The sequence below is a fragment of the Cupriavidus cauae genome (assembly GCF_008632125.1).
Taxonomy (GTDB): Bacteria; Pseudomonadota; Gammaproteobacteria; order Burkholderiales; family Burkholderiaceae; genus Cupriavidus; species Cupriavidus cauae.
This window is the reverse complement of record NZ_VWRN01000005.1, coordinates 38,762-57,411: the sequence shown is the minus strand read 5'-3', so window position 1 is coordinate 57,411 and position 18,650 is coordinate 38,762. Positions and strand designations below refer to the sequence as shown.

Here is an 18,650-nt window from a genome sequence, read left to right as displayed (position 1 = left end):
CGCCCGGGTGTTGCGCCCGGGTGTTGCGCCCGGGGTTCCGCCCTTTAAGGCCCGGCGGCCATCCCCATCTAGAAACGAACCCCGTACAGGAGACCTCATGTCGCTTTACCAGCTCGGCGATACCGCCCCTTCCATCGATGCCGACGCCTACGTGGCTGCCGAAGCCACCGTCATCGGCAACGTGACGCTCAAGGCGCGAGCCAGCGTCTGGCCGGGCGCGGTGATCCGGGGCGACAACGAGCCCATCGTCGTCGGCGAAGCGACCAACGTGCAGGAAGGCGCCGTGCTGCACACCGACCCGGGCTGCCCGCTGACGATCGGCGACCGCGTCACCATCGGCCACCAGGCGATGCTGCACGGCTGCACGATCGGCGAAGGCGCGCTGATCGGCATTCAGGCGGTGGTGCTGAACCGCGCGGTGATCGGCAAGGAATGCCTGGTCGGCGCCGGCGCCATCGTCACCGAAGGCAAGGTGTTCCCCGACCGCACGCTGATCCTGGGCGCCCCCGCCAAGGCGGTACGCGAACTGAGCGACGAGGAAGTGGCCGGCCTGTACCGCAACACCGACACGTATGCGGCACGCCAGGCCGTCTACAAGAAGGAATTGAAACGCATCGGCTGAGCGCCCGCGCGCCGGCCGATCCCACCGATGGATGATCGTGACTGAAACCCAAACCCCGGACACCCTGCAGAAATTCCTGTTCGACGCCGCCCCGGTGCGCGGCGAGCTGGTGCGGCTGCAATCGACCTGGCAGGAAGCGCTGGAGCGCCACCACTATCCGGCCCCGGTACGCCGGCTGCTCGGCGAGATGATGGCCGCGGCCGCGCTGCTGTCGGCCAACCTGAAGTTCAACGGCGCGCTGGTGATGCAGCTGCATGGCGACGGGCCGGTGCGCATGCTGGTGGTCGAATGCCTGTCCGACCTGTCGCTGCGCGGCACCGCGAAGCTGGCCGAAGGCGTCGAGATCGCCGACGATGCCACGCTGGCCGAGCTGGTCAACCAGCACGGCCAGGGGCGCTTTGCCATCACGCTGGACCCGCACGACAAGCTGCCGGGCCAGCAGCCCTACCAGGGCATCGTGCCGCTGGCCGACGCCCATGGTCCGCTGACGTCGATCAGCGCCGTGCTCGAGCACTATATGCAGGCCTCCGAGCAGCTTGACACGCGGCTGTGGCTGGCCGCCGACGACCGCGTCGCGGCCGGCATGCTGCTGCAGAAGCTGCCGTCCTACGGCGGCACGATGGAAGGCAAGCCCGGCCGCCCGCCCGCACAGGTTGGCGAGACCGGCGCGCCGCTGTCGGCCCACGGCCGCGCGCAGGATCTCGATACCTGGGACCGCGCCTGCCAGCTCGGCGCCACGCTCAAGACCGAGGAACTGCTGGCCGAACAGCCGGATACGCTGCTGCGGCGGCTGTTCTGGGAAGACCTGCAGGACGCCGGGCTGCGCGTGTTCGAACCCGGCACGCCGCACTTCCGCTGCTCGTGCTCGCGCACCAAGGTGGCGAACATGCTGCAGTCGCTGGGCCAGGCCGAGGTCGACGACATCGTCGCCGAGCGCGGCTCGGTGGAGATCCACTGCGACTTCTGCGGCCAGGAGTACCGCTTCGACCCGGTCGACTGCGCGCAGCTGTTCAGCGGCGCGGCGATGCCGGCGGGGGTCGGCGAGGGCGCGGGACATCGGCACTGAGCGGCGCTGAGCAGCACGGAGTGACACCGAGCAGCGCTGAGCTCTGCCGGCCAGGCTGACCGGTTCCCCCGGTCTGTTCTCCCTCTCCCCTCAGCGGGAGAGGGGAAAAACCCTGTGGTGCCCCGCGGGCCGCAAACTTTGCCGGCTCACTAAAATCAAAGTCAACAAAGTCTCCCCGACATCCGCGCACCGCCTGGAGGTCATCATGCCGGCCATCCCTTCGTCGATCCGTCTTGCATTGCTGGCCGCGCCGCTGCTGGCCGCGGGGTGCGCCGCCAATCTGCCGCGCGACATCAACGGCTCGCCGCCGACCGCCCGGCTGGCGCCGGATACCGCGTCACGCGCACCTGCCGCGCCGCTCAGCGCCGAGGAACGCAAGCGGCTGGACGCACTGAACAAGCAGGTGCTGCGCGAGCAGGAGGCTGCGATCGCCCGCGATCAGCAGGCCCAGGCCTGGGCGCGCGCATCGACCTACGCCTATCCGGCGTATCCGCTGTCGAGCTGGAGTTTGTACTACGGGGGATGGGGCCGCGGCCGCTGGGGCGGCGGGGTCAGCATCGGGTCGCCCGGCTATTGGGGCTGGGGCGGTTATCCGTACTGGTGGTGGTGAAGCGCTGGCGTGAGACGCGAGCCGGCGGCAGCCTGACGCTCAGTGCCCGCCGGAACCCGGCTTGGCCGCCGGAGGCGGCGGCAGCGGCGGCGTGGCGCTGACCTTGGGGGCCGGTGCGACGAACTGGATGAACACCTCGCCGTCCTTGACCATGCCGAGCTCGTAGCGCGCCCGCTCCTCGACCGCGCCGGTGCCGTCCTGCAGGTCCAGCACCTCGCCCTCGAGCTTGGCATTGCGGCGCTTGAGCTGTTCGTTGCGGGCGGTCTGCTCGCCGACCTGCTTGTTCAATTCCCACACGCGCAACCAGCCGCCCTTGCCCAGCCACAGGGGATACTGGATCGCGAGCAGCACCACGAACAACAGCAGCGTAATCAGGCGCATGGGCATTCAGGAAACGGACGACTGGGCGGTGGCCGCAGGCGCCGGCGGCCGAGGCCGCCGGGCGCCTGCCGACTCCCGGGCTTAGCGCAGATTGTAGAACGCGCTCTTGCCGGGGTAGCTGGCGATGTCGCCCAGGTCTTCCTCGATGCGCAGCAGCTGGTTGTACTTGGCGATGCGGTCCGAACGCGACAGCGAGCCGGTCTTGATCTGGCCGGCGTTGGTGCCCACCGCGATATCGGCGATGGTGCTGTCCTCGGTCTCGCCCGAACGGTGCGAGATCACGGCCGTGTAACCGGCGCGCTTGGCCATCTCGATCGCCGCGAAGGTTTCGGTCAGCGTGCCGATCTGGTTGATCTTGATCAGGATCGAGTTGCCGATGCCCTTGTCGATGCCTTCCTTCAGGATCTTGGTGTTGGTGACGAACAGATCGTCGCCGACCAGCTGCACGCGCTTGCCGAGCTTGTCGGTCAGCACCTTCCAGCCGTCCCAGTCGCCTTCGGCCATGCCGTCCTCGATCGACACGATCGGGAACTTGTCGCACAGATTGGCCAGGTAGTCGGCCCATTGGGTCGAATTCAGCGTCAGGCCTTCGCCTTCCAGGTGATACAGGTCCTCGCCTTCGCGGAAGAACTCGCTCGATGCGCAGTCCAGCGCCAGCAGCACGTCCTCGCCGGCGCGATAGCCGGCCTTCTCGATCGCCTGCAGGATGGTGTTCAGGCATTCCTCGTTCGAGGCGAAGTTCGGCGCGAAGCCGCCTTCGTCGCCGACCGCGGTCGACATGCCCTTGTCGGCCAGGATCTTCTTCAGCGCGTGGAACACCTCGGCGCCGCAGCGCAGCGCTTCACGGAAGCTCTTCTGCGACACCGGCATGATCATGAATTCCTGGATGTCCAGGCTGTTGTTGGCGTGCGCGCCGCCATTGACGATGTTCATCATCGGCACCGGCATCTGCATCGCGCCCGAACCGCCGAAGTAGCGGTACAGCGGCAGGCCGGCTTCCTCGGCGGCGGCCTTGGCCACCGCCATCGACACGGCCAGCATCGCGTTGGCGCCCAGGCGGCTCTTGTTCTCGGTGCCGTCCAGATCGATCAGCGTGCGGTCCAGGAAGGCCTGCTCGGCGGCGTCCAGGCCCATGATGGCTTCGGAGATCTCGGTGTTGATGTGCTCGACGGCCTTCAGCACGCCCTTGCCCAGATAGCGCGACTTGTCGCCATCGCGCAGTTCGATCGCCTCACGCGAGCCGGTCGACGCGCCCGACGGCACCGCGGCGCGACCCATCACGCCCGATTCGAGCAGAACGTCGCATTCGACGGTCGGGTTGCCGCGCGAGTCGAGAACCTCGCGACCGATGATATCTACGATTGCACTCATGGATTCCTCTTGATCTAGATCTGGTGAAGCTCGGTATGTCGATGCACTGCGTCTGGTACGGCGTTGCACCGCGCGCCAGGCGCTCCGCGTGGAGACCCGCGTCAGGCAACGCCCCGGTCGAGGCTCAAACGCCCTCGACCACGATCATGTTCATCCGGGCCGCATGCTCGCGCGCCTTGCGGGCGGCGCGATAGGTCTCGCCGTCATGGAAGGCCTGGGCCGCCTCGACGCTGGGGAACTTCAGCAGCACCACGCGGGTGGGCGCCCATTCGCCTTCGAGCGGGACCGTGCGGCCGCCGCGCACCAGCACCTCGGCGCCATGCTCCTGCATGGCCTTGCTGGACAGGACCTTGTACTGCTCGTACTGCTGCGGATCGGTGACGTCGACGTAGGCGATGATGTAGCCGGCGGCCATGCGTATCTCCAGGATGAATCTTATGGTTGTCAACGTTGCCGCCCGATGACGGCGGCAACGTGCGGAATCGGTGATCGGCGCGAGGGCCGTTGCAGCTGACGATTGAACGATTGAACGATTGACGGTTGGCGCTGCGCGCTCAGGCGCAGGCCGGCCAGCCGAAATTGTCTTCGAGGAAGCCGGCGCGCTTGGTCAGCGCGTCCAGATCCTTCAGCACGGCCAGCAGTTCTCGCATGCGCGACAGCGGCACGGCATTGGGACCGTCCGACATCGCCTTGCTCGGATCGGGGTGGGTCTCCATGAAGAGGCCCGCGATGCCGACCGCCACCGCGGCGCGCGCCAGCACCGGCACGAACTCGCGCTGGCCGCCCGAGCTGGTGCCCTGCCCGCCCGGCAGCTGCACCGAGTGGGTCGCGTCGAACACCACCGGCGCGCCGGTCTCGCGCATGATCGCCAGCGAGCGCATGTCGGAGACCAGGTTGTTATAGCCGAACGACACGCCGCGCTCGCAGGCCATGAAGCTGTCCTCGGGCAGGCCGGCTTCGCGCGCGGCGTCGCGGGCCTTGTCGATGACGTTCTTCATGTCGCCCGGGGCCAGGAACTGGCCCTTCTTGATATTGACCGGCTTGCCGCTCTGCGCGCAGGCGCGGATGAAATCGGTCTGCCGGCACAGGAAGGCCGGCGTCTGCAGCACGTCGACCACCGCGGCCACCGGCGCGATCTCGTCGATCTCGTGGATGTCGGTCAGCACCGGCACGCCGATCTCGCGCTTGACCGTGACCAGGATCTCCAGCCCCTTCTCCATGCCCAGTCCGCGGAAGGACTTCCCCGACGAGCGGTTCGCCTTGTCGAACGACGACTTGTAGATGAAGGGGATGCCCAGTTCGCTGGTGATCGTCTTCAGCGCGCCCGCGGTATCGAGCGCCATCTGCTCCGACTCGATCACGCAGGGACCGGCGATCAGGAAAAACGGCTGGTTCAGGCCGACATCGAATCCACACAATTTCATCTTGCTCTCCTGCTATCGGCCGCTTCAGGCGCCCTTGCGCCGCTGTTGGCCGGCCAGCGCCGCTTCCACGTAGGCCTTGAACAGCGGATGGCCTTCGCGCGGCGTCGAGGTGAATTCCGGGTGGAACTGCACGCCGACGAACCACGGATGCAGTTGGGCCGGCAGTTCCATCATCTCGGGCAGGTTCTCGGTCGGGGTGCGGGCCGAAATCACCATGCCGGCCTGCTCCAGCTGCGGCACGTAGTGATTGTTGACCTCGTAGCGGTGGCGATGCCGCTCGTTGACCTCGGCACCGTAGATCTGCGCGGCCTTGGTGTCCGGCTTGACCGGCACGCGCTGCGCGCCCAGGCGCATGGTGCCGCCCAGATCCGAATCGGCCGAGCGCTGCTCGACCTTGCCGTCGCGGTCGACCCATTCGGTGATCAAGGCGACCACCGGGTGTTCGGTCTCGAGGCTGAACTCCGTCGAATTGGCATCGCGCATGCCGGCCACATGGCGGGCGAACTCGATCACCGCCAGCTGCATGCCCAGGCAGATGCCCAGGTACGGCACCTTGTTCTCGCGCGCGTACTGGATCGCGCGGATCTTGCCCTCGGTGCCGCGCTTGCCGAAGCCGCCCGGCACCAGGATCGCGTCCAGGGGCTTGAGCACTTCGAGATGGCCCGATTCCAGTTCCTCGGAATCGATGTATTCGATATTGACGCGGGTCGCGGTATGCATGCCCGCGTGGCGCAGCGCCTCGATCAGCGACTTGTACGACTCGGTCAGATCGACGTACTTGCCGACCATGCCGATCGTCACTTCGTGTTCGGGGTTTTCCTGCGCGTTGACCAGCTTCTGCCACATCGACAGATCGGCCGGCTTCGGATCCAGGCGCAGCTCCTCGCAGATCAGCCGGTCCAGGCCCTGCTCGTTGAGCATCTGGGGGATCTTGTAGATGCTGTCGACGTCCCACACCGAGATCACCGCTTCCTGCGGGATATTGGCGAACAGCGAGATCTTGGCGCGCTCGTCGTCCGGAATCGGCCGGTCGGCGCGGCACAGCAGCGCCGTCGGCGAGATGCCGATCTCGCGCAGCTTCTGCACCGAGTGCTGGGTGGGCTTGGTCTTGAGCTCGCCGGCGCTGGCGATGAACGGCACCAGCGTCAGATGGACGAAGGCCGCGTGGTTGCGGCCCATGCGCAGGCTCATCTGGCGGGCGGCCTCGAGGAACGGCAGCGATTCGATATCGCCGACGGTTCCGCCGATCTCGACCAGCGCCACGTCGGCCTTGCCTTCGTGCGAGGCGGCCGCGCCCTTCTCGATGAAGGCCTGGATCTCGTTGGTGATATGCGGGATCACCTGCACGGTCTTGCCCAGGTATTCGCCGCGCCGCTCCTTGCGGATCACCGATTCGTAGATCTGGCCCGTGGTGAAGTTGTTCGACTTGCGCATCTTGGCCGAGACGAAGCGCTCGTAGTGGCCAAGATCCAGGTCGGTCTCCGCGCCGTCTTCCGTGACGAATACTTCGCCATGCTGGAAGGGGCTCATCGTGCCGGGATCGACGTTGATGTAGGGATCGAGCTTGAGGAGGGTGACTTTGAGGCCGCGCGACTCGAGAATAGCCGCGAGCGAGGCGGCAGCGATGCCCTTGCCGAGGGAAGAGACGACGCCACCGGTGACGAAGACGAATTTGGTCATAAACCGAGCTTGCCGGGGAAATCGGGATTATACATGAGCGAGGCCGGATGGACGGGCGGAATCGGCGTGCCGGACTGTCCGCTCGCGTGCCGTTTCGGCGGCGGACCCGGCCTCGCGCGAGCCCTCGCCGCCCCGTTCACTGCGGTTCGCGCGGACGCTCGCGCCGGGCCCGCACCGGCTGTCCCCAGCGGTCGCCCTCGCCCTGCCGCGTCAGCGGATGTTGGGCCGGCGCGGCGGCGTCCCATTCCGGGTTGTCGATCTCGCCGAACACCTGGCGCAGGCGCTGGCCCCAGGTCTCGCGGATCATGCAGAAATACGGATTGCGGTCGTCGATGGTGGCAAAGCGCGTGACGTGCAGCGAATCGGCTTCGTAGACCAGCAGGTCCAGCGGCAGGCCCACCGAGATATTGGACTTGAGCGTCGAGTCCATCGAGATCAGCGCGCACTTGGCCCCTTCGGCCAGCGGCAACGAGGGATGCACCACGCGGTCGATGATCGGCTTGCCGTACTTGGCCTCGCCAATCTGGAAGTAGCAGTTCTCCGGCGTCGCCTCGACGAAATTGCCGGCCGCATAGACGTTGAACAACCGCACCCGCTCGCGGCCGATCTGGCCGCCGAAGATCAGGCTGACGTTGAACTCGATGCCGGCATCGCGCAGCGCATCGGCATCGCGGCGGTGCACCTGGCGCACTGCGTCGCCGACGATCGAGGCGGCCTCGAACATATCGCGCGCGGTCCACAGCGAGCGTTTGCTGTCGCGGCTTTCCATCAGGATCTGGCGGATCGACTGGCTGATGGCGAGATTGCCGGCGGTCATCAGCACCATGACGCGGTCGCCGGGCTCCTCGAACACCGTCATCTTGCGGGCCGTCGAGATCGCGTCGACGCCCGCATTGGTGCGCGAGTCGGACAGGAATACCAGGCCGGCATCGAGCCGCATGGCTACACAGTACGTCATGGTGTTGTCTTATTGTGGTGACATGGCGCGCGGCGGAACGCGCGGGGAGCATCCCGGCATTCTAGCGCCCTCGCCGGGCGTCCCCTGTCACGGCCCCTTATCGGCCCCACAGCGAGCCGTGGCGAGCCGTGGCGACCCGTGGCGACCCGGGGCCCCACGGCGACACGTAGCCGCACGTAGCGGCACGCTGCGGCGCAATGCAGGACTCAGGCCGGCTCGATCAGGATCTGCACCGACAGCGATTCGGTGCCGCCGCCCTCGCGCACGCCGCGGATCGGCGCCGCCGAGCGGTAGTCGCGCCCCACCGCGAGGCGGATATGGCGGGTATCGGTGAAGCAGCCGTGCGTCACGTCGATGCTGCACCAGCGCTCCCGCCCGGTATCGACACACAGGTCGGCCCAGGCGTGGCTGGCCAGCTCGGTGGCCGCGGGGTCGTGGAAATAGCCGCTGACATAGCGCGCCGGAATGCCGAAGGCGCGGCAGGCGGCCACCATCACCTGCGCCTGGTCCTGGCACACGCCCGCGCCCAGCGCGAAGGCCTCGGCGGCGCTGGTGCCGACATCGGTGGCATTGGGCTGGTAGCGCACGCGCTCGCCGATGCCCTGGGCCAGCGCCAGCAGCGCGGCGGGATCATGGCCGGCGGCCAGATACGGGGCGGCGAACGTCCTCAGTTCGTCGGGCGCGCTGGTCAGCGGCGTGCCGCTGCGGAAGTACAGCGGCGACACACGCGCCTCGCCCGGCGGCGGCGCGTCGCTGAAGCAGCCGTCGGCATCGGAGGCCGGCGTGATCTCGACTTCGCCGCTGGCGGCGATTGTGATGGTGTCGGCCGGCCGCGCCAGCGTGAACTGATGGACGATATTGCCGAAGCCGTCGAGCGCCTCGGACAGATTGCCCGGCACCGACAGCTGCCATTGGTGCACGCGCTGCAGCGGGCCGGAGCGCGGCGCCAGCCGCAGCTCGTGAACGCTGCGGATCACCGGCTCGGCATAGCGGTAAACGGTGCGATGGTGGATCTGGTATTTCACGGTCATGTTGCGCTGCGCCGCCAGATCCGCCCGGCAGGTACGCCTGGCGCGTCGGTGGGCGAATCCATCGGTCAGGCTGCCAGCGGCGGCACCAGGAAGTCCCGGCTGATGCCGCTGCCCAGATCGCCGATGCGTTCCAGGAAGCTGGTCAGGAAAGCGTGCAGTCCGACCGCGAAGATGTCGTCGATGCGCGCGTATTTGAGGTCGGCATGCAGTTTACCAGCCTGCCGCTCGGTCTCGGCCGACTGCTGGTTGCGCACCAGCGCCAGGATCGCCACCACCTCGTCCATGCTCGACACCAGCGAGCGCGGCATGTCGGGCCGCAGGATCAGCAGTTCGGCGACGCGCACCGGTGTGATCACCGTGCGGTAGATCTTGCGGTAGACCTCGAAGCCCGACACCGAGCGCAGCACCGCGGCCCAGTGATAGAAGTCCTGCTCGGTCCGTTCGGTGCCGCCGTTCTCGCTGCCGGTGGCCTGGAACTTGACGTCGAGGATCCGCGCGGTGTTGTCCGCGCGCTCCAGGAAGGTGCCCAGCCGCATGAAGTGGAAGGCGTCGTCCTTGAGCATGGTGCCGAACTGCACGCCGCGCGCCAGGTGCGAGCGGAACTTGACCCATTCGAAGAACTGCGACGGATCGTCGCGCAGCACGCCGTCCGAGATCATCCGCTGCACGTCCAGCCAGGTGGTGTTCAGCGTCTCCCACACCTCGGTGGTCAGCGAACCGCGCACGGCCCGCGCGTTCTCGCGCGCCGCGCGCAGGCAGCTCATGATCGACGACGGGTTGGTCATGTCGCGCACCATGAAGTCGATCACGTCCTCGCGCGACAGCAGGCCGTACTTGTGGTCGAACGCGTGCGTCAGCTCGGAGATATCGAGCATCGCCCACCAGCCCTGCTCGGCCACCTCGAGCGATTGCGGCAGCAGCGAGGTCTGGTAATTGACGTCGAGCATGCGCGCGGTGTTCTCGGCGCGCTCGGTGTAGCGCGCCATCCAGAACAGGTGGTCGGCGGTGCGGCTCAGCATGATGGCTCTCCGTGGTCCGGTCGGAAGATCGCGGGGTCGGCAATGGCTGCGGAAAGGTGCGAAGGATTGAAGCTTGAAGGCTCGATGGCTCGAAGGTTCGTCGGCTCAGCGCTCCAGCACCCAGGTGTCCTTGGTGCCGCCGCCCTGCGAGGAATTGACCACCAGCGACCCCTCGCGCAGCGCGACGCGCGTCAGCCCGCCCGGCACCATGCGCACCTCCTTGCCCGACAGCACGAACGGCCGCAGATCGATATGGCGCGGCGCGATGCCGGCCTCCACATAGGTCGGACAGGTCGACAGCGCCAGCGTCGGCTGCGCGATGTACTGATCCGGCCGCGCCTTGACCACCTCGCGGAAGGCGTCGATCTCGGCGCGCGTCGCCGCCGGCCCGACCAGCATGCCGTAGCCGCCGGCCCCGTGCGTTTCCTTGACCACCAGCTCGTCCATATGGTCGAGCACGTACTGCAGGTCGTCCGGGCGCCGGCACATCCAGGTCGGCACGTTGGCCAGCAGCGGTTCCTCGCCCAGATAGAAGCGGATCATCTCGGGCACATAGGGATAGATCGACTTGTCGTCGGCGACGCCGGTGCCGATCGCATTGCAGACCGTGACATTGCCGGCGCGATAGACCGCCAGCAGGCCGGCCGCGCCCAGCGTCGAATCGGGCCGGAACACCAGCGGATCGAGAAAGTCGTCGTCGACGCGGCGGTAGATCACGTCGACGCGCTGCGGCCCCTGCGTGGTGCGCATGTACAGATGGTCGTCCTGCACGAACAGGTCGCTGCCCTCGACCAGTTCGATGCCCATCTGCTGCGCGAGGAACGCGTGCTCGAAGTAGGCGGAGTTGTACATGCCCGGCGTCAGCACCACCACGGTCGGATCGGCCACGCCCTGCGGCGACACGCTGCGCAGCATGTCGAGCAGCAGGTCGGGATAGTGGGCCACCGGCGCGACGCGGTTGCGCGCGAACAGCTCGGGGAACAAGCGCATCATCATCTTGCGGTTCTCGAGCATGTAGGAGACCCCCGAAGGCACCCGCAGATTGTCCTCGAGCACATAGAACTCGCCCTCTCCCGCGCGCACCACGTCGATGCCGGCGACATGCGCATAGATGTCGCGCGGCACGTCGATGCCCAGCATCTCCGGCCGGTATTGCGCGTTGTCGTAGACCTGCTCGGGCGGGATCACGCCGGCGCGGATGATGTCCTGGCCGTGATAGATGTCGTGGATGAAGCGGTTCAGCGCGGCGACGCGCTGGCGCAGGCCCTTCTCCAGCAGCGCCCATTCGCCGGCCGGAAAGATGCGCGGAATCACGTCGAAGGGGATGGTGCGCTCGGTGCCGCTGTTGGCCTCGTCCTTGTCGCCATAGACGGCGAAGGTGATGCCCACGCGCCGGAACACCAGGTCGGCCTCGGCACGCTTGTTGGCCATGGTCGCGCCCGACTGGCGCGCCAGCCAGTCGGCGAACTGGCGGTAGTGCGGCCGGATCGCGTCCGGCGACAACGCCTGCCCGGCGGCGATGTTCGGGGGCGCATCGCCGCGCCAGTCCAGCATTTCATCGAAAAACCCCGCCGCCATGATGCCCTCCCCCAGTACCGGGCGCCCGACCGGCCGCCGCGCATCGTTGACTTCTACAGCATACGTCCGGCCGCCGCCCCCGAGAAGGAGGCCAGGTGCCTTGGCAGACATTCAAGCAAGATGCCTGCCAATGGAAGACGGGTCGCGAACGGCGTGTTGGCGCGGCGTGGCGCCACGCAATGGCGCGGGGACGCCGCCCCGCACACCATTTCAGTGCACGGGCTGGCTGCCGCGGACGGGCGGACGCTCGGCCAGGATCTGGCGCACCAGTTCCTCCGGGGGCTTGCGGATATCGAGCACCAGCGCGTCGCGCGGCTCCTCGAGCGTATCGAGCTGGCTCTGCAGCAGCTTGGGATCGAAGAAATGCCCGCTGCGGCCGGCCAGGCGCGTGCGCAGCACGTCGATATCGCCCTTCAGGTAGATGAAGCTGACCCCGCCGTCGGGCGGCGTCAGGCGGTCGCGATAGATCTGGCGCAGCGCGGAGCAGGTGAAGACGTGCGGGCGGCCCTCGGCGCGGGCCTGGTCGATGGCGGCGCGCATCGCGTCCAGCCAGGGCCAGCGGTCCTCGTCGGTCAGCGGAATGCCGGCGGCCATCTTGGCCTTGTTGGCGGCGCTGTGGAATTCGTCGGCGTCATGGAAGCCGCAGTGCAGGGCCTGCGCCAGCAGCGAGCCGACCGTGGTCTTGCCGCTGCCGGAGACGCCCATCAGGATATAGATCATGTCTGCTCCATCGATCAGGATCGGACGGTCGAAGCCGCCCTTGTTGGTCTGACCGCGCGGCGGCGGGTTCGCGCGCGTGCGGTCGAGGCCGGACATGGGGTCCGGCCGGCTTGAGGATTGATTCGGTCCGGGGTTCGGTCCGGGGTTGCGGGTCGCCTGCCGTATCGGTTGCCGTATCGGTTGCCGTATCGGTTGCCGTATCGGTTGCCGTATCGGTTGCCGTATCGGTTGCCGGATCGCCTGCCGAAAGTACGCCCTACAGCACGACTATAGTGCGCGCGGTGCCGGCGCCGCCATCGCATCGGCCTCGCTGAGGTCCAGCGCGCTGCCGCCCTGCTCCGCGCCGCGCGCGTGGCGGCGGAACAGCCCGAACAGGCCGCGCCCCAGGCTGTAGTCGGCGAACGCGTCCTGCGGCGGTGCAGCAGGCGCGCGGGCCGCAAACTCGGCCGGATCGCCGAGCCACGCCAGCGTGCCGGCGACCGCGTCGACGCGCAGCCGGTCGCCGTCGCGCACGCGCGCCAGCGGACCGCCGGCGCTCGCTTCCGGTCCGACATGGATTACCGCCGGCACCTTGCCCGAGGCGCCCGACATGCGGCCGTCGGTCACCAGCGCGACGCGATGACCGGCATCCTGCAGCGCGCCCAGCGGCGGCGTCAGCCGGTGCAGCTCGGGCATGCCGTTGGCGTTCGGGCCCTGGAAACGCACCACGACGATGACGTCGCGATCGAGCTCGCCGCGCGTGAACGCGTCCTGCAGCGCCTGCTGCGAATCGAACACGCGCGCCGGCGCCTCGACGATCCGGTGCTCCGGCGCGACCGCCGACACCTTGATCACGCCGCGACCAAGATTGCCGGACATCAGCCGCAACCCGCCTTCCGGATCGAACGGCGCGTCGATCGGCGCGAGCACCTGCGCGTCGCCGCTTTGCGCCGGGGCTTCGCGCCACTGCAACGCGCCGTCGTGCAGCACCGGCTCCTGCGCATAGCGCGCCAGCCCCGGGCCGGCCACGGTCTCGACGTCCTCATGCAGCAGTCCGGCGTTCAGCAACTGGCGAATCACGAAGCCGACGCCCCCCGCCGCATGGAAGTGATTGACGTCGGCCGCGCCGTTCGGATAGACGCGCGCCAGCAGCGGCGTCACGCGCGACAACCGGTCGAAGTCATCCCAGTCGATCACGATGCCGGCGGCGCGCGCCATCGCCACCAGATGAATGGTGTGGTTGGTCGAGCCGCCGGTCGCCAGCAGCCCGACGATGCCGTTGACCACCGCGCGTTCGTCGACGATGCGGCAGATCGGCAGATAGCCGTCGCCCCGCGCCGACAGCGCCAGCGCGCGCTGTGCCGCGGCGGCCGTCAGCGCATCGCGCAGGCCGCCCTCGGGCGGCACGAAGGCCGCGCCCGGCAGATGCAGGCCCATGATTTCCATCAGCAGCTGATTGCTGTTGGCGGTGCCATAGAAGGTGCAGGTACCCGCGCCGTGATAGGCCTGGCACTCGGCCTCGAGCAGCGCGTCGCGGCCGACCTGGCCGGTCGCATAGAGCTGGCGCACGCGCGCCTTCTCCTTGTTGGGCAGGCCGCTGGCCATCGGTCCGGCCGGCACCATTACCACCGGCAGATGGCCGAACTGCAGCGCGCCCATCACCAGCCCCGGCACGATCTTGTCGCAGACGCCGAGCATCACCACCGCGTCGAAGGTGTTGTGCGACAGCGCGATCGCCGTGCCCATCGCGATCGCATCGCGCGAGAACAGCGACAGCTCCATCCCGGGATTGCCTTGCGTGATGCCGTCGCACATCGCCGGCACGCCGCCGGCGACCTGGGCCACCGCCCCCACTTCGCGCGCAGCCGCGCGAATCAGCGCGGGATAGCGCTCATAGGGCTGGTGCGCCGACAGCATGTCGTTGTACGCGGTGACGATGCCGAGATTGAGCGCATGTTCGACGCGCAGCTTCAGCTTGTCGGCGGCCGGCAGCGCGGCGTAGCCGTGGGCCAGATTGGCACAGGACAGTCCCTGCGCCGGCCCCTGGTCGCGCTGCGCGCGGGCACAGCGTTCCAGGTAGGCGGCGCGGCTGGCGCGGCTGCGTTCGACGATGCGCTCGGTGACGTCGCGCACCGCGGGATCGAGAGTCTGTGACATGCGGTATGGAGAGGCGAACGGGAAGATGGGCAGTCGATGAACCGGGAGCTGGGGTCCATCCCGGCGGGGTCGTTTTGTGTAGAATTTCTACATTCTACCGGAAGACAGGTCGATTCCAGAAGCCCCGATTCGCGCCAATGTGCCGACAATGCGGGAAATCCCCTTATAAAACGGCCTTTCCATCGCCGAGTCTCAGGGTTATTCCCGACTGCAGCGAACGGCGATCGGCCCGATCATTCGGCCCGCGAAGTAGAATCTCTACATACAACGATCCAATCCGACCCTTGCCGCCCTCATGCGCGATCGCATCCTCGCCGTCTACGACTCCCTTCGCCCCTCCGAACGGCGCCTCGCCGACTACGTCGCGCGCCACGGCGCCAGCGTGATCCGGCTGTCGATGCCGGAGCTGGCGCGCCGTGCGGGCGTGTCGCAGCCAACCATTGCGCGCTTCTGCGCGGCGCTGGGCTACGACGGCTTTCGCGAGTTCAAGCTGCAGTTCGCGCAGACCGTCGGTGCCGGTACGCCCTTCGTGCATCAGGACGTCAATCCGCAGGACCAGCCGGCCGATATCGCGGGCAAGGTGTTCGACCGCACCATCGCGACCCTGATGTCGGTGCGCAACGCACTGTCGGCCGACCAGATCGAGCACGGCATCGCCCTGCTGGCCGGCGCGCGCCGCATCGAGTTCTACGGCTGCGGCAACTCCGGCATCGTCGCCCTCGATATCCAGCACAAGTTCTTCCGCCTCGGCATGCCGACCGTCGCGTATTCGGATCCGCATGTGTTCAGCATGTCCGCGGCGCTGCTGGCGCCGGGCGATGTCGCGGTACTGGTGTCCAACAGCGGCCGTACCTGGGACATGCTGACCGCCGCCACGCTGGCGCGCAGCGCGGGCGCCAGCGTGCTGGCGCTGACGCACAGCGGCTCGCCGCTGGCCGCGCTGGCCGACGTCTGCGTGTTCTCCGATGTCGAGGAGGACAGCGAGGTCTATACGCCGATGACCTCGCGCATCAGCCATCTGGTGCTCGGCGATGTGCTGGCCGCGGGCGTCGCGCTGGCGCGGGCCGATACGATGGCGGGCCGGCTGCAACGGGCCAAGGCCCATCTGCGCGAACGGCGCATCGCCAGCGCCGAGCCGAGCCATGCGCTGGAGGCGCTGCCGCGCGGCAAGGCGCGCCGCAACGCGCGGCCGGCGGCGAAGTCCGCGGGGAAATCGGCGGCCAAATCGGCCGCAAGATCGGTCCAAAGGCCGGCGGCGCGCCGCGCGGCCAAGGATTAGCCGGCGCTTGCGCATCGGCGCATCGGCGCATCGGCGCATCGGCGCATCGGCGCATCGGCGCAGCGGCGCAGCGGCGCATCAGCTACTGCCAACCGCGGCCAATAAAGCCTCAACAGGAACCCACCTCTCATTCCGGCGCGTCCGGCGCCGGCCGCCAGTAGCGCCGCGCCTGCTGCCGGAACGACGCGATCGCGATGCCGCCGCGATCCGCGACGACTTCTACCGCGCCCGTGCGATCGCCGCGATAGCGCGCAATCCCGCGGCGCCCATAGCGCGCCCATACCTGTGCATGCGGATGCCGGTAGCGGTTGCGATAGCCGAGCTGGAACACCGCGGCGGTGGGCTGCACCGCATCGAGCCATTCGTCGCTGGACGAGGTGCGGCTGCCATGGTGCGGCACCAGCAGCAGGTCGGCACGCAGCGCATCGGGCGGCAGGCGCGCCACCATCGCCCGTTCGGCGGCGCGATCGATATCGCCGGTCAGCAGCATCGTGGCGTACGGGCTCGAGATCCGCAGCACGCAGCTGCGCGCATTGCTGCCGATCGTGGCGTCGTCGCCCTGTCCCGGCAGCGGATGCAGCAGCTCGAAGCGCACGCCGTCCCATTGCCAGGCGATACCCGCCGCACACACCTCGCTGACATCCGGGCCGACACCGGCCGGCAAGCGCCATAGCGGATGGCCGCGCGGCAACGCCGCCCACATGCGCCGGACCGGCAGCGCCGCCATCACGTCGCGCGCGCCGCCGGCATGGTCGGCGTCCTCGTGGCTGATCACCAGCGCATCGAGCGAATGGATGCCGACCGCGCGCAGGAACGGCACCACCACGCGTTCGCCGGCGCTGGGCCGCGCCGCGTCAGCCGGGCCGTTGACCGAACCTCTGTCCGAACCTCTGTCCGAACCTCTGTCCGAACCTCTGTCCGAACCGCTGGCCGAACCGCTGGCCGAACCGTTGGTCGGGCCATAGGCCGGCCCGGTGTCGTACAGCAGCCGGTGGCTGCGGGTTTCGATCAGCACCGCCGCGCCCTGCCCGACATCGAGTGCCGTGGCGCGGAACGCCGCGGCGGGCAGCGGTGCACGGCCGCTCGACAGCATCGGAATCAGCAGCACCAGGCCATGCACGCGCCAGCCCCAGCCAAAGGCGCGCGGGGCGAGCAGCACCGCCGTGCCAAGCAGCGCGAAGGCGAGCTCGATGGTATCGGGCCGTGCCGCCTGCCAGACGGCCCAGTTCGGCGCCGATAGCCGGACCAGCACGGCCCCCAGCCATGCCATCGCCTGATGCGCCACCGTCAGCAGCAGCGTGGCCGCCATCGCGATGGCGCCGCCGAGCGGCCAGTCCGCGGGCCACGCCGCCAGCAGCGCCGCGCTCAGGGCCAGCGGCGTCACCAGCAGGCTGACGACCGGAATCGCCAGCGCATTGGCCAGCGGCGACACCACCGACACCTGCTGGAACAACAGCAGCGTCGGCGGCAGCAGTCCGACGGTCACGGCCCATTGCGTGCGCACGCCTTCCGCCAGATGCCGGCGCAGGCCATGCCAGCGCGCCTGCCAGAGCGAAGGCGGTGGCGGCCCGGGCCCGGCTGCAGCGACGGTGCGCTGCGACGCCGCCAGAAAGATCGCCGCCACCGCGCCGAACGACAGCCAGAACCCCGCCGCCCGCACCGCCCAGGGATCGAGCGCGAGTGCCACCGCGGCAGCCCAGGCCAGCACCAGCGAGGCCGGCGGCCGACGCTGCCACCACAGCGCCAGGGCGGCCACGGCGACCATCGCCACGGTGCGCTGCGCCGGGACTTCCATGCCGGACAGCAACCCATAGGCCAGGGCCGACACCACCGCCACCACCGCCGCCGCACGCTGCGCCGGACAGCGCAACGGCAGCGGCCTGCGCATCCATCTGGCCAGGCCGAACGAGCGTCGCCAAAGCGCACGGGCCAGCGCGGCGGCCAGGCCGGAAATCATCGTGATGTGCAGTCCCGAAATGCTGACCAGATGGCCGATGCCGGTGCGCGTGAACCAGCGCCACTGCTCGGCGGCAATATTGCTTTGGTCGCCGATCGCCAGCGCCACCAGCACGCCGGCGAACGGCGCATCAGCCGGCATCGCCGCCAGCATTCGCGCCCGCATCCGCGCGCGCCAGCGTGAAATGCGCCAGGCGGGCCGCAGCGCCACCGGCGATGCCGGGCCGGCCGCCAGCACGTAGCCGGTCGCGCCGATGCCCCGCTGCAGCAACCAGTATTCGTAGTCGAAGCCATGCGGGTTGGCGAGCCCGTGCGGCTGCTTCAGCCGCACGGTCAGCGCCAGCCGCGTGCCGGGCAGCAGGCCGGGCGGCGCCTGTTGCCAGCCCAGCGACAGCAGCGCCGGCAAGCCGGCCGGCCGCTTGCCTTCGACAGCCAGGTTGAAGCGCAGGCCCTCGCCGTTGCCGGTCGGCAAGCTGGACACCACGCCGGTCAGCGACAGCGCCACGCCTTCGAGCTCGGCGGCGAGCCGTTCGGCCAGCCGGCGCTCGGCGCGCCACGCCGCCCATGCCGCGCCAACGATCAGCGCCGCGAGCACGGTCACCAGTACGGTCGCCAGCCAGCGGGCATGGAAGACAAGGGAGGAAGAACGCGGGCGCGCCGGCACCGTTCGGCGGTGTCGTCCGGCAAGCGGCGACAGCACGAGCACCACGCCGAACGAAGCCAGCCCCGCGGTCATGCTGGTGCCCGCGGAGGGCAGCGCCGGCAGCTGCTGCACCAGCCAGCAACCTGCCACGAAGGCGCACAGGGTCAGGCGCATCG

At 68.8% G+C, this 18,650-nt stretch carries 16 protein-coding genes; 4 read left to right on the top strand and 12 right to left on the bottom strand.

Going from position 1 to position 18,650, the window contains the following annotated elements; genetic code table 11:
* Positions 1–97: 97 nt before the first annotated feature.
* The 3 genes from F1599_RS01210 (at position 98) to F1599_RS01200 (ending at position 2,298) form a co-directional block, all read left to right on the top strand.
* Positions 98–622, top strand: a complete 525-nt coding sequence (locus tag F1599_RS01210; RefSeq protein ID WP_149319284.1) for a gamma carbonic anhydrase family protein — start codon at positions 98–100, stop codon at positions 620–622.
* A 37-nt stretch (positions 623–659) separates the two neighbouring features.
* Positions 660–1,688, top strand: a complete 1,029-nt coding sequence (gene hslO, locus F1599_RS01205) for an Hsp33 family molecular chaperone HslO (RefSeq protein ID WP_150081846.1) — start codon at positions 660–662, stop codon at positions 1,686–1,688.
* A gap of 205 nt (positions 1,689–1,893) precedes the next feature.
* On the top strand, positions 1,894–2,298 hold the full coding sequence (locus F1599_RS01200) for a hypothetical protein (protein ID WP_150081843.1): 405 nt from the start codon (positions 1,894–1,896) through the stop codon (positions 2,296–2,298).
* Between the two features lie 39 nt (positions 2,299–2,337).
* On the opposite strand, the gene ftsB is transcribed toward F1599_RS01200, so the two are convergent.
* From ftsB to edd, 11 genes are all read right to left on the bottom strand, one after another.
* The gene (ftsB, locus tag F1599_RS01195; RefSeq protein ID WP_149319287.1) at positions 2,338–2,679 is read right to left on the bottom strand and encodes a cell division protein FtsB; all 342 of its coding nucleotides are present in this window, start codon (positions 2,677–2,679) and stop codon (positions 2,338–2,340) included.
* An 81-nt stretch (positions 2,680–2,760) separates the two neighbouring features.
* On the bottom strand, positions 2,761–4,050 hold the full coding sequence (eno, locus tag F1599_RS01190; protein ID WP_149319288.1) for a phosphopyruvate hydratase: 1,290 nt from the start codon (positions 4,048–4,050) through the stop codon (positions 2,761–2,763).
* A gap of 124 nt (positions 4,051–4,174) precedes the next feature.
* Positions 4,175–4,465, bottom strand: coding sequence for a DUF1330 domain-containing protein (locus tag F1599_RS01185; protein ID WP_006576078.1), 291 nt, complete (start codon positions 4,463–4,465; stop codon positions 4,175–4,177).
* 139 nt (positions 4,466–4,604) lie between these two features.
* Entirely contained in the window at positions 4,605–5,474 is an 870-nt protein-coding gene (gene kdsA, locus F1599_RS01180; RefSeq protein ID WP_150081841.1) for a 3-deoxy-8-phosphooctulonate synthase, read from the bottom strand.
* 24 nt (positions 5,475–5,498) lie between these two features.
* Positions 5,499–7,154: a CTP synthase gene (locus tag F1599_RS01175; protein WP_149319290.1), complete on the bottom strand. Its 1,656-nt coding sequence runs from the start codon at positions 7,152–7,154 to the stop codon at positions 5,499–5,501.
* Positions 7,155–7,290: 136 nt separating this feature from the next.
* Positions 7,291–8,112: a peptidase gene (locus tag F1599_RS01170; RefSeq protein ID WP_149319291.1), complete on the bottom strand. Its 822-nt coding sequence runs from the start codon at positions 8,110–8,112 to the stop codon at positions 7,291–7,293.
* A gap of 206 nt (positions 8,113–8,318) precedes the next feature.
* The gene (locus F1599_RS01165; RefSeq protein ID WP_187829265.1) at positions 8,319–9,137 is read right to left on the bottom strand and encodes a transglutaminase family protein; all 819 of its coding nucleotides are present in this window, start codon (positions 9,135–9,137) and stop codon (positions 8,319–8,321) included.
* Positions 9,138–9,208: 71 nt separating this feature from the next.
* Positions 9,209–10,162: an alpha-E domain-containing protein gene (locus F1599_RS01160; RefSeq protein WP_150081839.1), complete on the bottom strand. Its 954-nt coding sequence runs from the start codon at positions 10,160–10,162 to the stop codon at positions 9,209–9,211.
* A 105-nt stretch (positions 10,163–10,267) separates the two neighbouring features.
* Positions 10,268–11,740 (bottom strand): circularly permuted type 2 ATP-grasp protein, encoded by a 1,473-nt coding sequence (locus F1599_RS01155; RefSeq protein ID WP_150081837.1) that lies wholly within the window; start codon positions 11,738–11,740, stop codon positions 10,268–10,270.
* 210 nt (positions 11,741–11,950) lie between these two features.
* Positions 11,951–12,460 (bottom strand): gluconokinase, encoded by a 510-nt coding sequence (locus F1599_RS01150; RefSeq protein WP_149319295.1) that lies wholly within the window; start codon positions 12,458–12,460, stop codon positions 11,951–11,953.
* Between the two features lie 267 nt (positions 12,461–12,727).
* Positions 12,728–14,596: a phosphogluconate dehydratase gene (gene edd / locus F1599_RS01140; RefSeq protein WP_149319296.1), complete on the bottom strand. Its 1,869-nt coding sequence runs from the start codon at positions 14,594–14,596 to the stop codon at positions 12,728–12,730.
* 295 nt (positions 14,597–14,891) lie between these two features.
* On the opposite strand from edd, the gene F1599_RS01135 reads away from it, so the two are divergent.
* The gene (locus F1599_RS01135; protein WP_149319297.1) at positions 14,892–15,875 is read left to right on the top strand and encodes a MurR/RpiR family transcriptional regulator; all 984 of its coding nucleotides are present in this window, start codon (positions 14,892–14,894) and stop codon (positions 15,873–15,875) included.
* A 127-nt stretch (positions 15,876–16,002) separates the two neighbouring features.
* Here the strand turns inward: F1599_RS01135 and F1599_RS01130 are convergent, their stop codons facing one another.
* On the bottom strand, positions 16,003–18,648 hold the full coding sequence (locus F1599_RS01130) for a DNA internalization-related competence protein ComEC/Rec2 (RefSeq protein WP_150081835.1): 2,646 nt from the start codon (positions 18,646–18,648) through the stop codon (positions 16,003–16,005).
* Between the last annotated feature and the right edge of the window lie 2 nt (positions 18,649–18,650).

What these genes read in the sequence shown, in the direction of transcription:
- F1599_RS01175 (WP_149319290.1), bottom strand. Translation starts at nt 7,154, where the DNA reads ATGACCAAATTCGTCTTCGTCACCGGTGGCGTCGTCTCTTCCCTCGGC.
- F1599_RS01160 (WP_150081839.1), bottom strand. Translation starts at nt 10,162, where the DNA reads ATGCTGAGCCGCACCGCCGACCACCTGTTCTGGATGGCGCGCTACACC.
- F1599_RS01210 (WP_149319284.1), top strand. Translation starts at nt 98, where the DNA reads ATGTCGCTTTACCAGCTCGGCGATACCGCCCCTTCCATCGATGCCGAC.
- F1599_RS01135 (WP_149319297.1), top strand. Translation starts at nt 14,892, where the DNA reads ATGCGCGATCGCATCCTCGCCGTCTACGACTCCCTTCGCCCCTCCGAA.
- edd (WP_149319296.1), bottom strand. Translation starts at nt 14,596, where the DNA reads ATGTCACAGACTCTCGATCCCGCGGTGCGCGACGTCACCGAGCGCATC.
- F1599_RS01200 (WP_150081843.1), top strand. Translation starts at nt 1,894, where the DNA reads ATGCCGGCCATCCCTTCGTCGATCCGTCTTGCATTGCTGGCCGCGCCG.
- eno (WP_149319288.1), bottom strand. Translation starts at nt 4,050, where the DNA reads ATGAGTGCAATCGTAGATATCATCGGTCGCGAGGTTCTCGACTCGCGC.
- F1599_RS01170 (WP_149319291.1), bottom strand. Translation starts at nt 8,112, where the DNA reads ATGACGTACTGTGTAGCCATGCGGCTCGATGCCGGCCTGGTATTCCTG.
- ftsB (WP_149319287.1), bottom strand. Translation starts at nt 2,679, where the DNA reads ATGCGCCTGATTACGCTGCTGTTGTTCGTGGTGCTGCTCGCGATCCAG.
- F1599_RS01130 (WP_150081835.1), bottom strand. Translation starts at nt 18,648, where the DNA reads ATGCGCCTGACCCTGTGCGCCTTCGTGGCAGGTTGCTGGCTGGTGCAG.
- F1599_RS01185 (WP_006576078.1), bottom strand. Translation starts at nt 4,465, where the DNA reads ATGGCCGCCGGCTACATCATCGCCTACGTCGACGTCACCGATCCGCAG.
- F1599_RS01155 (WP_150081837.1), bottom strand. Translation starts at nt 11,740, where the DNA reads ATGGCGGCGGGGTTTTTCGATGAAATGCTGGACTGGCGCGGCGATGCG.
- kdsA (WP_150081841.1), bottom strand. Translation starts at nt 5,474, where the DNA reads ATGAAATTGTGTGGATTCGATGTCGGCCTGAACCAGCCGTTTTTCCTG.
- F1599_RS01150 (WP_149319295.1), bottom strand. Translation starts at nt 12,460, where the DNA reads ATGATCTATATCCTGATGGGCGTCTCCGGCAGCGGCAAGACCACGGTC.